This is a genomic window from Streptomyces cellostaticus (genome assembly GCF_001513965.1).
Taxonomy (GTDB): Bacteria; Actinomycetota; Actinomycetes; order Streptomycetales; family Streptomycetaceae; genus Streptomyces; species Streptomyces cellostaticus.
In genome coordinates, this window is sequence record NZ_KQ948019.1 from 73,064 (window position 1) to 88,210 (window position 15,147).

The following is a 15,147-nucleotide window of genomic DNA, read 5'->3' on the forward strand; positions in this document are numbered from 1 at the left end:
AGGAGAAGGGAGGAATGCCCGGACAACGAGACAAGCACCCGGCGGGAAGGAGGGGAAGCAGGCGTTCGGGCGAGCCGGCCGACGCCGACGCCGTACGTTCGGTCGTGGAGTCGCTCGGCTGACGGGCATCAGACCGCGTCGAACCACTCCTTGCCGGCCGCCCAGTGCCCGACCCAGCCGGCGAAGCCGGGCGCGGAGGTCGTGTGGCCGAACTCCGCGCCGAACGGCATGGCGCCCACGTCGGTGACCTGCCAGATGTGGCCCCGGTGCGGTCCGGTGACGACGAGGTGCCAGTTCATGGCGCACCCTTCGGTCCCGAGCACGATCGAACCGTGCTGGGAGACCTGGTCGATGACGGCATCGGGATCCTCGTGGGGCCCGTCGTCCTCTTCCCACAGCCACCCCTCGGTGAGCGGGAACGGTCTGCCCAGGTCGCGCTCCGTGCCGCCGTCGGGCCAGTCGGAGGGCAGTTCGGCGAGCCCCACGAGCCCGTACGCCGGCGGCCCCTGCTCGGACCCGTCCGTCACCTCCGCCACGAACGTCCGATACGGCTCGGGCAGCACGATCCCGTGCTCCTCCTCGAAGGCGCGCACCGCTCCCCAGCCGAGGGCCGACGCACCGTCGTCGGCACCGAACGCCGCCCGCAGGGCCGCGAGCTCGCCGGCATCCGCATGATCGTTGTTCATACGGTCATGGATATCAGCCGCCACCGACATCCGCGTACGCGAGAGGGGCGGCTCCATCGGCGTGGAGTCGCCCCTCTCGTTCTTCCGGCCCTTCGTGCGGGAAGGGCCGGCCCTCATCCGTTCCGGCCCCGGTCAGGGGGAAGGGGCCGGCCGGGACCTACTTCTTGTCGAGCAGGTCCTGGACCTTGGCGCGGACCTCGTCCGTGGCAAGGCCCCGGATGGTCAGCGTCGTACGGCGGCGCAGCACGTCGTCCGGCGTCTCGGCCCACTCGTGGTCGCGGGCCCAGACGACCTGCGCCCAGATCTCCGGCGCGTCGGGGTGGACGCGCTCGGCCAGCTCCGGGCTCTCGTTCGCCATGCGGGCGATGTCGAAGGCCAGGGAGCCGTAGTGGGTGGCCAGGTGCTTGGCGGTGTCGGCGGCCATGCGCGGGCCGGGCGCCGGGTGGTCCACCAGGAGGCGGTGGGCGACCGCGCGCGGGTTGGCGACACCGGGCAGCGGGAGCTTCTTCGGCAGCGAGGAGATCGGCTCGAAGTCGTCGCCGAGCGGGTGGCCCGGCAGCGCCTCCAGCTTCTGCATCACCGTGCGGCCGATGTGCCGGAAGGTCGTCCACTTGCCGCCCGCGACGGACAGCATGCCGCCCTTGCCCTCGGTCACCACCGTCTCGCGCTTGGCCTTGGCCGTGTTGCCGGGGCCGCCCGGCAGCACGCGCAGGCCGGCGAAGGCGTAGGTGATCAGGTCACGCTGGAGCTGCTGGTCCCGGACGGAGAACGCGGCCTCGTCCAGGATCTGGGATATGTCCTTCTCGGTGACCGCGACATCCGCCGGGTCGCCCTCGAACTCCTCGTCGGTGGTGCCGAGCAGCAGCATGTCCTCCCAGGGGAGGGCGAAGGTGATGCGGTACTTGTCGATGGGGGTCGCGAGCGCGGCCTTCCAGGGGGAGGTGCGCTTGAGCACCAGGTGCGCGCCCTTGGACAGGCGGATGGACGGCGCCGCGTTCGGGTCCTCCATCTTGCGCAGGTGGTCGACCCAGGGGCCGGTCGCGTTCAGGACGAGACGGGCGTTGACGCCGAACTCGTCGCCGGAGGTCCGGTCCTTCAGGTCGGCACCGGTCACCCGGCCCTTGGTGAAGCGCAGGCCGGTGACCTCGGCGTGGTTGAGGACGACCGCGCCCGCCTCGACGGCCGCGCGGACCGTCATCAGCGCCATCCGCGCGTCGTTCATCTGGTCGTCGCCGTAGACAGCCACGGCCTTGAGGTTCTCGGTGCGCAGCTCGGGCACGTCCTGCGCCGCCTTGGCGGGGGAGAGCAGGTGGCCCACGCCGTCGCCGAACGCGGAGAGCGCGGAGTAGGCGAAGACGCCCGCGCCGAGCTTCGCCGCGCCGTGCGGCCCCCCCTTGTACACGGGGAGGTAGAAGGTGAGCGGGTTCGCCAGGTGGGGGGCCACCTGGCGGGAGACCGCACGGCGCTCGAAGTGGTTCTCCGCCACCAGCTTCACCGCGCCGGTCTGCAGGTAGCGCAGACCGCCGTGGAGCAGCTTGGAGGAGGCGGAGGAGGTGGCGCCGGCGAAGTCGCCGGCGTCGACCAGCGCCACCCTGAGCCCGGACTGCGCGGCGTGCCAGGCGGTGGAGATGCCCAGGATGCCGCCGCCGATCACAAGAAGGTCGTACGACGCCTTGGCGAGCTGCTCCCTGGTCTCGGCCCGGCTCGGGTTGGAGCCGGAGGCCGGGTGCGTCCCCAGGGCAGGCACGGACTTCAGGGTGGACTGACTGGTCATGTCGGGTACTTACTCCTCGTCAGAGCTGTCTGAGCGGTTCGAGCCGCTCAGTCCTCGTCCTCGATCCAGCCCATGGTCCGGTCGACGGCCTTGAGCCAGTTCTTGTACTCACGGGCACGGGTGTCCGCGTCCATCTGGGGGGTCCACTCCGCGGCCCGGCGCCAGTTGGCGCGCAGTTCGTCGGTGCTGGACCAGAAGCCGACGGCCAGGCCGGCGGCGTAGGCGGCGCCGAGGCAGGTGGTCTCGGCGACCATCGGGCGCACCACGGGTGCGTCCAGGACGTCCGAGAGGGTCTGCATCAGCAGGTTGTTGGAGGTCATGCCGCCGTCGACCTTCAGGGTCACCAGCTCGTCGCCGGAGTCCTTGACCATGGCGTCGGCGATCTCCCGCGTCTGCCACGCGGTCGCCTCCAGGACGGCGCGCGCGAGGTGCGCCTTGGTGACGTACCGGGTCAGACCGGCGATCACACCGCGGGCGTCGGAGCGCCAGTGCGGGGCGAACAGGCCGGAGAAGGCCGGTACGAAGTAGGCGCCGCCGTTGTCCTCGACCGAGAGCGCGAGCGTCTCGATCTCGGCAGCGGTGGAGATCAGGCCCATCTGGTCGCGCATCCACTGCACCAGGGAGCCGGTGACGGCGATCGAGCCCTCCAGGGCGTACACGGTCGGCTGGTCGCCGATCTTGTAGCCGACCGTGGTCAGCAGGCCCGCGTAGGAGTTGATGATCTTGTCACCGGTGTTCATCACCATGAAGGTGCCGGTGCCGTAGGTGGACTTGGTCTCGCCCTCGGCGAAACAGGTCTGGCCGAACAGGGCCGCCTGCTGGTCGCCGAGCGCGGACGCGACCGGGATGCCGCCGAGCAGGTCGCCGAGCGTGCCGCCGGTGACCTCGCCGTAGACCTCGGCGGAGGAGCGGATCTCGGGCAGGATCTGCAGCGGCACACCGATGGACTCGGCGATCTTCTCGTCCCACTGCATCGTGTGCAGGTTCATCAGCATGGTGCGGGAGGCGTTGGTCACGTCGGTGACGTGGTGGCCTCCGTTGACACCGCCGGTCAGGTTCCAGATGACCCAGGTGTCCATGGTGCCGAAGAGGATGTCGCCCGCCTCGGCGCGCTCCTTCAGGCCCTCGACGTTGTCGAGCAGCCAGCGGGCCTTCGGACCGGAGAAGTACGACGCGAGCGGCAGACCGGTCTCGCGGCGGAAGCGGTCCTGGCCGACGTTGCGGCCGAGCTCCCGGCAGAGCGCGTCGGTGCGGGTGTCCTGCCAGACGAGGGCGTTGTGGACGGGCTCACCGGTGTTCTTGTCCCACAGCACGGTGGTCTCGCGCTGGTTGGTGATGCCGATGGCCTTGATGTCGTCGCGGGTGATGCCGGCCTTCTGGATGGCTCCGGCGACGACCTCCTGGACGTTGGTCCAGATCTCGTTTGCGTTGTGCTCGACCCAGCCCGGCTTGGGGAAGATCTGCTCGTGCTCCTTCTGGTCGACGGAGACGATACGGCCGTCCCGGTCGAAGACGATGCAGCGCGAGGAAGTCGTGCCCTGGTCGATGGCCGCGATGAACGGGCCTGCGGTGTGGGCGTCGGTCACTGTGTGCTCCTGAAAGATCCGTGGTGAGAGGGCGGTACGTACGGCGCGCGCTTGGCGACTCGTGCTTCGGTGAGCTTCTTAAGCGAATGCGACGTTGTAGATGCCTGCGGCGATCGCGCCGCCGAGCAGCGGACCGACCACCGGGATCCAGGCGTAGCTCCAGTCGGAACCGCCCTTGTTGGGCAGCGGCAGCAGGGCGTGCACGAGGCGCGGGCCCAGGTCACGGGCCGGGTTGATCGCGTAGCCCGTGGGGCCGCCGAGCGAGAGGCCGATGGAGACGACGACCAGCGAGGTGATCAGGGCGCCCAGGGTGCCGAGGCCGTTGCCCTTGTCGTTCAGGCCCTGCGTGAGGACGGCGAGCACCAGCACCACGGTGCCGATGATCTCCGTGAGGAGGTTCTGCACCGCGTTCCGGATCTCGGGACCGGTGGAGAAGATGCCCAGGACCGGGCCGGCGCCCTTCTCCTGGGCCTCGACGGCCTTGGCCGCCGTGGCCTGCGCGCCCGGACCGCCGACGATCTCCTTGTCGGTGAGGTGCGCGTGGAACTGGCCGTAGTAGGCCACCCAGACCAGGGCCGCGCCGATCATGGCGCCGAGGAGCTGACCGCCCCAGTAGGTGGGAAGGTTGCTGAAGTCCTTGTCCTTGATCGCGAGCGCGAGCGTCACGGCCGGGTTCAGGTGGGCGCCGGAGAGCGGCGCCGAGGTGTAGACGGCCGTCAGAACGGCGAAGCCCCACCCGAAGGTGATGGCGAGCCAACCGGCGTTACGGGCCTTGGAGGCCTTCAGCGTGACAGCGGCGCAGACGCCGCCGCCGAGCAGGATGAGTATGGCGGTACCGATGGTCTCGCCGATGAAGATGTCGGAGCTGGACACCCGCGACTCCTTTGTCCTTCGTCCAGGGGACCGAACCCCGGGTCCCTCCGGGAGTTCGAGCTGCCCTCGGGGGTGAGAGCGATGCCGGCCCTTGGCGTTGTCACACTCTAGCGCGTATTGCCGGTAGGTGTTCGACAATGCCGACCGATGGACGGGAGTCTTGCTTCGGCGTTACGCGTGCGTCAAGAGTTCTGTTATCGAAAACAGGATCGTTATTGATCGCTGCCGGTTATCGCTCTTCGTACCCTGACGTGCGTTTCCGCCCTATATGTCCATTTCAGGGTAGGGCGAGAACCGGAACGCCGCCTCGCGTCCCGGTCGTCACCGTAGGGATCGGCCTCCGTCAGGAGCCGCTCAGAAACGCCCCGCGCCCAGGTCCCGGGAGACCGCGCGGGCACAGTCCCGCACTGCGGCGATCAGCTCGGGGCGCAGCTCTCCGTCACGGCAGAGCCGTTCGACCGCGCCCGTGATGCCGACGGAGCCCACGGGCATGCGGCGCCGGTCGTGGATGGGTGCGGCCACCGAGGCCACGCCCTCCCAGGTCTCCTCCACGTCCGCCGCGTACCCACGCGCGCGCGTGATGTCGAGGATGTGCTCGAACGCATCGGCCTCGGACACCGTGCGGTCCGTGAAGGGCTTGCGGTCGGCCTCCATGGCCTCGCTGTGCGCCACCGGGTCGTACGCCGAGAGCACCTTGCCCAGTGCCGTGGAGTGCAGGGGCTGCATGGCCCCTATCTCCAGCACCTGCCGGCTGTCGTCCGGCCGGAAGACGTGGTGCACGATCAGCACGCCCTGCTGGTGCAGGACACCCAGGTACACGCTCTCCCCGCTGGAGCGGGCCAGGTCGTCGGTCCATACCAGGGCCCGCGCCCGCAGCTCGTGCACATCCAGATAGGTCGTGCCGAGGCGCAGCAGCTCGGCGCCCAGCTGGTAGCGGCCGGAGGTGTCGTCCTGTTCGACGAAACCCTCCTGCTGGAGGGTGCGCAGGATGCCGTGGGCGGTGCCCTTGGCGAGGCCCAGCGACGAGGCGATGTCCGAGAGGCCGAGCCGCCGCTCGCCGCCCGCGAGCAGCCGCAGCATCGCCGCCGCCCGTTCGAGCGACTGGATGTTCCGTGCCATCGCCGTCCTGCCTCCGTCCCCTTCGACCGTCGCCGAACAGCATGGAACACCCGCTGTTCGGCAATGTCGAACACTACCGGTCCATGTCGACCTCCCGCTAATGGTCGGACGACACCTGTTACATCTGCTGTGGCCCGCCCGTGGTGTCTCGGCCATCGGGTTCGGCCACCTGCGTCCGCCTCGTGGACGCCGGTGCCCATCCAAGCCCACTCCCGGTTACTCTGACGCCGTGCCCCTTGCCCGGCCCTCGCCGGGGAAGCCGCATAGCCGACAGCCGTCGCACCCCAGGGAGCCCTTTCATGGCCTCGTTGCCCACGTCCCCTTCCGCCGACAGCCGGATCCGTGTGTCCGCGCTCCGAGAGGCACTCGCCACCCGCGTGGTGGTCGCCGACGGAGCCATGGGCACCATGCTCCAGGCCCAGGACCCCACCCTCGAGGACTTCGAAAACCTCGAAGGCTGCAACGAGATCCTCAACCTCACCCGGCCGGACATCGTCCGTTCGGTCCACGACGCCTACTTCGCGGTGGGTGTCGACTGTGTGGAGACCAACACCTTCGGCGCCAACCACACCGCCATGGCGGAGTACGAGATCGCCGACCGGGTCCACGAGCTGTCCGAGGCCGGCGCCCGCATCGCCCGCGACGTCGCCGACGAGTACGCCGCCCGGGACGGCCGGACCCGCTGGGTGCTGGGCTCCGTCGGCCCCGGCACCAAGCTGCCCACCCTCGGCCACATCGGCTACCCCACCATCCGGGACGGCTACCAGGTCAACGCCGAGGGCCTGCTCGCCGGCGGTGCCGACGCCCTGATCATCGAGACCACGCAGGACCTGCTCCAGACCAAGGCCTCCGTCCTCGGTTCCCGGCGCGCGATGGAGGCCCTCGGCGTCGAGGTGCCGCTGCTCGTCTCGATGGCGTTCGAAACCACCGGCACCATGCTGCTGGGCTCCGAGATCGGCGCGGCGCTGACCGCCCTGGAACCGCTCGGCATCGACATGATCGGCCTGAACTGCTCGACCGGTCCGGCCGAGATGAGCGAGCACCTGCGCTACCTCACCCGGCACTCGCGCATCCCGCTGCTGTGCATGCCCAACGCAGGCCTGCCGATCCTCACCAAGGACGGCGCCCACTTCCCGCTCGGCCCCGAAGGCCTGGCGGACGCCCAGGAGAACTTCGTACGGGACTACGGCCTCTCCCTCATCGGCGGCTGCTGCGGCACCACCCCCGAGCATCTGCGCCAGGTCGTCGAGCGCGCCCAGGGCCTCACCCCGACCGCGCGCGACCCGCGGCCCGAGCCGGGCGCCGCCTCCCTCTACCAGACGGTGCCGTTCCGCCAGGACACCTCCTACCTGGCCATCGGCGAGCGCACCAACGCCAACGGCTCCAAGAAGTTCCGCGAGGCCATGCTCGCGGGCCGCTGGGACGACTGCGTGGAGATGGCGCGCGAGCAGATCCGCGAGGGCGCGCACATGCTCGACCTGTGCGTGGACTACGTCGGCCGGGACGGCGTCGCCGACATGGAGGAGCTGGCCGGCCGCTTCGCCACCGCCTCCACCCTGCCGATCGTCCTCGACTCCACCGAGGTCGACGTCATCGAGGCGGGCCTGGAGAAGCTCGGCGGCCGCGCGGTGATCAACTCCGTCAACTACGAGGACGGCGACGGCCCCGAGTCCCGCTTCGCGAAGGTCACCAGGCTCGCGCAGGAGCACGGCGCCGCCCTGATCGCGCTGACCATCGACGAGGAGGGCCAGGCCCGCACCCCCGAGAAGAAGGTCGAGATCGCCGAACGGCTGATCGCCGACCTGACCGGGAACTGGGGCATCATCGAGGACGACATCCTCATCGACACCCTGACCTTCACCATCTGCACCGGTCAGGAGGAGTCCCGGGGAGACGGCATCGCCACCATCGAGGCGATCCGCGAGCTGAAGAAGCGGCACCCGGCCGTGCAGACCACGCTGGGCCTGTCCAACATCTCCTTCGGCCTCAACCCGGCCGCCCGCATCCTCCTCAACTCCGTCTTCCTGGACGAGTGCGTCAAGGCGGGCCTGGACTCGGCGATCGTGCACGCCTCCAAGATCCTGCCCATCGCCCGGTTCTCCGAGGAAGAGGTCACCACCGCCCTCGACCTGATCCACGACCGCCGCCGCGAGGGCTACGACCCCCTCCAGAAGCTCATGCAGCTCTTCGAGGGCGCCACCGCGAAGTCCCTGAAGGCCGGCAAGGCCGAGGAACTGGCCGCGCTGCCGCTCGAGGAGCGCCTCAAGCGCCGCATCATCGACGGCGAGAAGAACGGCCTGGAGCAGGACCTGGACGCGGCCCTCCAGGACCGGCCCGCCCTCGACATCGTCAACGAAACCCTCCTGGACGGCATGAAGGTCGTCGGCGAACTGTTCGGCTCCGGCCAGATGCAGCTGCCGTTCGTCCTCCAGTCCGCCGAGGTCATGAAGGCGGCCGTCGCCTACCTCGAACCGCACATGGAGAAGTCGGACGCCGAGGGCAAGGGCACGATCGTCCTGGCCACCGTGCGCGGTGACGTGCACGACATCGGCAAGAACCTCGTGGACATCATCCTGTCCAACAACGGCTACAACGTGGTCAACCTCGGCATCAAGCAGCCCGTCTCCGCGATCCTGGAGGCGGCCGAGGAGCACAAGGCCGACGTGATCGGCATGTCGGGGCTGCTGGTGAAGTCCACGGTGATCATGAAGGAGAACCTGGAGGAGCTCAACCAGCGCAAGCTGGCGGCGACCTACCCGGTGATCCTCGGCGGCGCCGCCCTCACCCGCGCCTACGTCGAACAGGACCTGCACGAGATCTACGAGGGAGAGGTCCGCTACGCCCGCGACGCCTTCGAGGGCCTGCGCCTGATGGACGCCCTGATCGGCGTCAAGCGGGGCGTGCCCGGCGCGCAGCTGCCCGAGCTGAAGCAGCGCCGGGTCCGCCAGGCGGCCGCCGTCGAGGTCGAGGAGCGGCCCGAGGAGGGCCACGTCCGCTCCGACGTCGCCACCGACAACCCCGTGCCGGCCCCGCCGTTCTGGGACACCCGGGTCATCAAGGGCATCCAGCTCAAGGAGTATGCGAGCTGGCTGGACGAGGGCGCGCTGTTCAAGGGCCAGTGGGGCCTGAAGCAGGCCCGCACCGGCGAGGGGCCGACGTACGAGGAACTCGTCGAGACCGAGGGCCGCCCCCGCCTGCGCGGACTGCTCGACAAGCTCCAGACGGAGAACCTCCTGGAAGCCGCCGTCGTCTACGGCTACTTCCCCTGCGTCTCCAAGGACGACGACCTGATCATCCTGGACGAGCGCGGCAACGAGCGCACCCGCTTCACCTTCCCGCGCCAGCGCCGCGGCCGCCGGCTGTGCCTGGCCGACTTCTTCCGCCCGGAGGAGTCGGGCGAGACGGACGTCGTCGGCCTCCAGGTGGTCACCGTCGGCTCCCGCATCGGCGAGCAGACCGCCAGGCTCTTCGAGTCGAACTCCTACCGCGACTACCTCGAACTGCACGGACTGTCCGTGCAGTTGGCGGAGGCGCTCGCCGAGTACTGGCACGCCCGTGTCCGCGCCGAACTCGGCTTCGCCGGCGAGGACCCGGCCGGCATCGAGGACATGTTCGCCCTGAAGTACCGCGGCGCCCGCTTCTCCCTCGGCTACGGCGCCTGCCCCAACCTGGAGGACCGCTCCAAGATCTCCGAACTCCTCGGGCCCGAGCGGATCGGCGTCCACCTGTCCGAGGAGTTCCAGCTGCACCCGGAACAGTCCACCGACGCGATCGTGATCCACCACCCGGAGGCGAAGTACTTCAATGCACGGTGAGGCGCGCCGCACAGCACGCTGATCCGATAAGACGTACACTGGTCGGTCCATTGCAGGCCGGTTCCCTGTCCGGGAACCGGCCTGGCCGTCCCTCAAGGAGGTGCGCCAGGATGACCAGCACGGTCCCCGCGCTCGGAACCCGTACTGCCGAAGGCTCAGCCCTGCAGGCGGTGCTCCTCGACATGGACGGCACCCTGGTGGACACCGAGGGCTTCTGGTGGGACGTCGAGGTCGAGGTCTTCGCCGCCCTCGGCCACACCCTGGACGAGACCTGGCGCCATGTCGTGGTCGGCGGTCCCATGACCCGCAGCGCGGGGTTCCTGATCGAGGCCACCGGCGCCGACATCACCCTCGCCGAGCTCACGACGCTGCTCAACGACGGGTTCGAGGACCGCATCGGCCGCGCCCTGCCGCTCATGCCGGGCGCCGCCCGGCTGCTCGCCGAGCTCTACGAGTACGAGATCCCGACCGCCCTGGTCTCCGCCTCGCACCGGCGCATCATCGACCGCGTACTGGCCTCCCTCGGCCCCCAGCACTTCGCCCTGACCGTGGCCGGCGACGAGGTCTCGCGCACCAAGCCGTACCCGGACCCGTATCTGCTCGCCGCCGCCGGCCTCGGAGCCGATCCGGCCAGGTGTGCGGTGATCGAAGACACCGCGACCGGCGTCGAGGCCGCGGAGGCCGCGGGCTGCCGGGTGGTCGCCGTGCCCTCGGTGGCACCCATCGCGCCGGCCGGCCGGCGCACTGTCGTGACCTCCCTGGAAGAGGTCGACCTGGCATTTCTGCGCGGCCTGATGACGGAAATGCGCTAGCCGTTCACCCAGCGTACAAAGTCCATTGGACGGGTTGGACAAAAATCCGGGACACTACACCCACGCGGAATTCGCATCGGGTCGCCCGGCTGAATTGCGGTAACCGCCAACCCAGTTGCAGATGTGACGTTCCCCACGCCTGCTGGGCTCGACAACGTTGCCCAAGTATGCGGGCCACCCCTGTTCGGGGTGGATCGGCGTGCCCTTGTGTCCCGATTGATGGGATGCTGCACTAATCCTGCCGCTGTCGGGTTTTCGGTGTGTCCGCACCCGGTTTCACTGCGTGATGGGGCCTCAACTCACGGGGCTGTGAGCCGCCCTGCGCACGCGGACTAATCTCGTCGCGAGAACATCGCCGCAACCCCCCGTGATCCGCCGCACCACCCATGCATGCCGGGTACACGGACACGAACAGCTTCTGGAGAAACCCCCGCATGAACCGCAAGACTTTGGTGCTGCCGGCAGTGGCCGGCCTGCTCACGCCGGTTCTCGCCGCATGCGGCGGATCCGACAGCGGGAGCAAGAGCGGCGACGCCATCGTCGTGGGCACCACGGACCGGTTCACCGCCACGAGCGACGCCCCCGCGCCCGTCGACCCCGCCTACGCCTACGACGTCGGCACCTGGAACATCCTGCGCCAGACCGTGCAGACCCTGATGACCCAGCCCAAGGGCGAGGGCGACCCCGTGCCGGACGCCGCCGAGAGCTGTGCCTTCACCGACAGCGGCAACGAGCGCTACGCCTGCAAGCTGCGCGCCGACCTGAAGTTCGCGAACGGCGACGACGTCACGGCCGCGGACGTCAAGTACTCCATCGAGCGCGCGCTGCACCTCAAGGCCGACAGTGGTGTCTCCGCCCTGCTGAACACCATCGACACGGTCGAGACCCAGGGCGAACGCGAGGTCATCTTCCACCTCAAGACGGCCGACGCCACCTTCCCGTACAAGCTGTCCACCCCGGTCGCGGGCATCATCAACCCCCAGGACTACCCGAAGGGCAAGCTGCGCGACGGCTTCGAGGTCGACGGCTCCGGCCCCTACACCTTCAAGGCCGACGTCGAGAACAACGCGATCGTCAGCGCCACCTTCACCAAGAACCCCTCCTACAAGGGCTATGTGAAGGTGAACAACGACAAGGTCGTGATGCGCGCCTACGACGACGCGGACGCCATGGGCACCGCCATCGACAAGGGCGAGATCGACGTCATGTCCCGCACCATGTCGCCGGCGCAGATCCAGAAGCTCGACAGCGGCTCCGACTCCAAGGTCGACCTGGTCGACATGCCGGGCCTGGAAATCCGCTACCTGGCCTTCAACACCAACGCGCCCAGCGTGAAGAACAAGGCCGTCCGCCAGGCCATGGCCCAGCTCATCAACCGCGGCGAGATCGCCTCCAAGGTGTACGGCACCCAGGCCGAGCCGCTGTACTCGATGGTCCCGGCCACCCTTACCGGCCACTCCAACTCGTTCTTCAACAAGTACGGCAACCCCAGCGCCGCCAAGGCGAAGGACCTGCTCACCAAGGCCGGCATCACCACCCCGGTCAAGCTGACGCTGCACTACACCACCGACCACTACGGCTCGGCCACCAAGCAGGAGTTCGAGATCCTGCAGAAGCAGCTCAACGACAGCGGCCTGTTCGACGCCACGATCCAGGGCCACCCCTGGGCGGACTTCCGGCCCGCCGAGCGCAAGGGCCAGTACGACGTCTACGGCATGGGCTGGTTCCCCGACTTCCCCGACGCCGACAACTTCCTCGCGCCCTTCCTCGACAAGGACAACTTCCTGGGCTCGCCGTACTCGAACAGCGCGATCCAGCGGACCCTGATCCCGGAGTCCCGGCGCGAGGCCGACCGGCTCAACGCCGCCAAGAGCCTGACCGAGATTCAGGACACCGTCGCCGAGGACGTCCCCGTGCTGCCGCTGTGGCAGGGCAAGCAGTACGTCGCCGCGCGGGACAACATCACGGGCGTCTCCTACGCCCTCAACTCCTCCTCGACGCTTCAGCTGTGGGAGCTCGGCCGCGGTGTGAGCGGCTGACGTCTCTCCTCAGGGGTGTCTTCACGTCGCCGACAGGATCCGGAAGACACCCCCTCTGTCCGGGGCGCGGAACGGGGGCCCCGGATGACGAACCGACGACAAGGCACATGCAGTGAACATGCGCAACCAGTGGCCGGTCCTGCCCATCGTGGCGGGGCTGGCCTCAGGCCTGTTGACCGGCTGCGGCTCGGAGAACGGCGCGTCCGGGGGCTCCGGCTCCTCCGTGGTGATGGGGATGTCCGACGACGTCCTCGCCACGGACCCGGCCTCCGGCTACGACCCCGGCTCCTGGCTGTTGTTCAACAACGTCTTCCAGTCGCTGCTCAGTTTCCCCAAGGGCGCCACCGAGCCCCAGCCGGAGGCGGCGAAGGACTGCTCCTTCACCGACGGCCAGGCCATGGTCTACCGGTGCGAGCTCAAGCCCGGCCTGAAGTTCAGCAACGGCGACGGCCTCACCGCCGAGGACGTGAAGTTCTCCTTCGACCGCATGCTGAAGATCAACGACACCGCAGGCCCGGCGATCATGTTCCCCATGCTGGACAAGGTCGAGGCACCGGACGCGAAGACCGTCGTCTTCAAGCTGAAGGTCCCCGACGCCACCTTCCCCAGCAAGATCGCCTCCGGTGCCGGCTCCATCGTCGACCACCGGCAGTACGACGCGAACGGCCTGCGCACCGACGACAAGGCCGTCGGCTCGGGGCCCTACAAGCTGGACTCCTTCGGCAAGGACGAGGCGGTCTTCTCCGTCAACTCCGACTACCAGGGCACCGCCAAGGCCAAGAACTCCGGCGTCACCCTGAAGTTCTTCCACGGTGACCGCACCGCCCTGAAGAAGGCCCTCGAAGACGGCGACATCGACCTCGCCTACCGTGGCCTGACCGCGACCGACATCGCCGACCTCGACAAGCAGGACGGCAGCAAGGGCGTCGACGTCATCGAGGGCAGCAGCGCCGAGGTCCAGCACCTGGTCTTCAACATGAAGGACCCGGTCGCCGGCAAGCTCGGCGTCCGCAAGGCCATGGCCTACCTCATCGACCGCGACGCCCTCGTCAAGAACGTCTACCAGGGCACCGCCACCCCGCTGTACTCGATCATCCCGGCGGGCATCGCCGGCCACAACACGGCCTTCTTCGACACCTACGGCGCCCGCCCCTCCCGGGACAAGGCCGCCGCCGCGCTGCGCGCCGGCGGCATCACCGGCAAGGTCAAGCTCACCCTCTGGTCCACGCCGTCGCGCTACGGCCCCGCCACCGACGAGGAACTGAAGGCCATCGCCGGCCAGCTCAACGCCAGCGGACTGTTCCAGGCCGACGTCAAGTCCGTCGCCTTCGACCGGTACGAGAAGGACATCGCCCAGGGCCGCTACGGCGTGTACGTGAAGGGCTGGGTGCCCGACTATCCGGACGCCGACAACTTCACGGCGCCGTTCTTCGGCAAGGGCAACGTGCTCAGCAACCACTACAGCAACAGCACGATCACCGGCACCCTCATCCCCGGCACGGCCGCGCAGAGCGACCGCGCCGCCACCGACCAGGACTTCGGAAAGCTCCAGGACATCGTCGCCGACGAAATGCCCGTCCTGCCGGTCTGGCAGGCCAAGCAGTACGCGGTCGCCCGCGACGGCGTCTACGGCCTGGAGTACTGCCTGGACGCCTCGACGGTGTTCCGGTTCTGGGAACTGAGCAAGGGCTGACCACCGCCCGGCCCGGCCATGCGAAGGGCGCCCTTCTCCACGGGGGAGGGGCGCCCTTGGCGTCGTAGGGGGCCTACTGCGCGCCCGGACGCACCAGCCCGCTCTCGTACGCGTACACCGCGGCCTGCACCCGGTCCCTGAGCCCCAGCTTGGTCAGGACGTGCCCGACATGCGTCTTCACGGTGGTCTCGCTGACGAACAGATCGGCGGCGATCTCCGCGTTGGACAGCCCGCGCGCCACCAGCTTCAGCACCTCCACCTCACGGTCGGTGAGGGTGTGCAGGGTGTCCGGCACCGGCTCCTCACCGGAGGGCAGATGCGTGGCGTACTTGTCCAGCAGACGACGGGTGATGCTCGGCGCCAGCAGCGCCTCACCGGCCGCGACGACCCGGATCGCCTGCACCAGCTCATGGGCGGGCGCATCCTTCAGCAGGAACCCGCTCGCCCCGGCCCGCAGCGCCTCCACCACGTACTCGTCCAGGTCGAACGTGGTCAGCACCAGCACCTTCGCCGGACCGTCCCGCCCCGGCCCGGTGATCTGCCGGGTCGCCTCCACCCCGTCCATCCGCGGCATCCGGATGTCCATCAGCACAACATCCGGCTGCAGGGCTCGCACCTGATCTAGGGCCTGCAAGCCGTCACCGGCCTCGCCCACGACCGCGAGATCCTGCTCGGCCTCCAGGATCATCCGGAAACCGGTACGCAGCAGCGGCTGGTCGTCGACGAGTAGGACGCGGATGGCCACGTGAC

10 protein-coding genes are annotated in these 15,147 nt (G+C 69.1%); 4 read left to right on the top strand and 6 right to left on the bottom strand.

Annotated elements, in window-relative coordinates; translation table 11 throughout:
- Nucleotides 1–128: 128 nt before the first annotated feature.
- The 5 genes from AQI88_RS11855 to AQI88_RS11875 form a co-directional block, all read right to left on the bottom strand.
- On the bottom strand, nucleotides 129–686 hold the full coding sequence (locus AQI88_RS11855) for an SMI1/KNR4 family protein (protein WP_066996342.1): 558 nt from the start codon (nucleotides 684–686) through the stop codon (nucleotides 129–131).
- 157 nt (nucleotides 687–843) lie between these two features.
- Nucleotides 844–2,460, bottom strand: coding sequence for a glycerol-3-phosphate dehydrogenase/oxidase (locus tag AQI88_RS11860; RefSeq protein WP_066996345.1), 1,617 nt, complete (start codon nucleotides 2,458–2,460; stop codon nucleotides 844–846).
- Nucleotides 2,461–2,507: 47 nt separating this feature from the next.
- The gene (glpK, locus tag AQI88_RS11865) at nucleotides 2,508–4,046 is read right to left on the bottom strand and encodes a glycerol kinase GlpK (RefSeq protein WP_066996347.1); all 1,539 of its coding nucleotides are present in this window, start codon (nucleotides 4,044–4,046) and stop codon (nucleotides 2,508–2,510) included.
- A gap of 78 nt (nucleotides 4,047–4,124) precedes the next feature.
- Nucleotides 4,125–4,919, bottom strand: a complete 795-nt coding sequence (locus tag AQI88_RS11870) for an MIP/aquaporin family protein (RefSeq protein ID WP_066996351.1) — start codon at nucleotides 4,917–4,919, stop codon at nucleotides 4,125–4,127.
- Nucleotides 4,920–5,273: 354 nt separating this feature from the next.
- Nucleotides 5,274–6,038: an IclR family transcriptional regulator gene (locus AQI88_RS11875; RefSeq protein ID WP_066996354.1), complete on the bottom strand. Its 765-nt coding sequence runs from the start codon at nucleotides 6,036–6,038 to the stop codon at nucleotides 5,274–5,276.
- A gap of 299 nt (nucleotides 6,039–6,337) precedes the next feature.
- Here AQI88_RS11875 and metH point away from each other — a divergent pair, with 299 nt between their 5' ends.
- The 4 genes from metH (at nucleotide 6,338) to AQI88_RS11895 (ending at nucleotide 14,397) form a co-directional block, all read left to right on the top strand.
- On the top strand, nucleotides 6,338–9,853 hold the full coding sequence (metH, locus tag AQI88_RS11880) for a methionine synthase (protein ID WP_066996357.1): 3,516 nt from the start codon (nucleotides 6,338–6,340) through the stop codon (nucleotides 9,851–9,853).
- A 110-nt stretch (nucleotides 9,854–9,963) separates the two neighbouring features.
- Nucleotides 9,964–10,665: an HAD family hydrolase gene (locus tag AQI88_RS11885; protein ID WP_066996359.1), complete on the top strand. Its 702-nt coding sequence runs from the start codon at nucleotides 9,964–9,966 to the stop codon at nucleotides 10,663–10,665.
- 434 nt (nucleotides 10,666–11,099) lie between these two features.
- Entirely contained in the window at nucleotides 11,100–12,704 is a 1,605-nt protein-coding gene (locus AQI88_RS11890) for an ABC transporter substrate-binding protein (RefSeq protein ID WP_066996363.1), read from the top strand.
- A gap of 112 nt (nucleotides 12,705–12,816) precedes the next feature.
- The gene (locus tag AQI88_RS11895; RefSeq protein ID WP_066996366.1) at nucleotides 12,817–14,397 is read left to right on the top strand and encodes an ABC transporter substrate-binding protein; all 1,581 of its coding nucleotides are present in this window, start codon (nucleotides 12,817–12,819) and stop codon (nucleotides 14,395–14,397) included.
- Between the two features lie 73 nt (nucleotides 14,398–14,470).
- On the opposite strand, the gene AQI88_RS11900 is transcribed toward AQI88_RS11895, so the two are convergent.
- Nucleotides 14,471–15,142, bottom strand: a complete 672-nt coding sequence (locus tag AQI88_RS11900) for a response regulator (protein ID WP_066996369.1) — start codon at nucleotides 15,140–15,142, stop codon at nucleotides 14,471–14,473.
- Nucleotides 15,143–15,147: the final 5 nt, after the last annotated feature.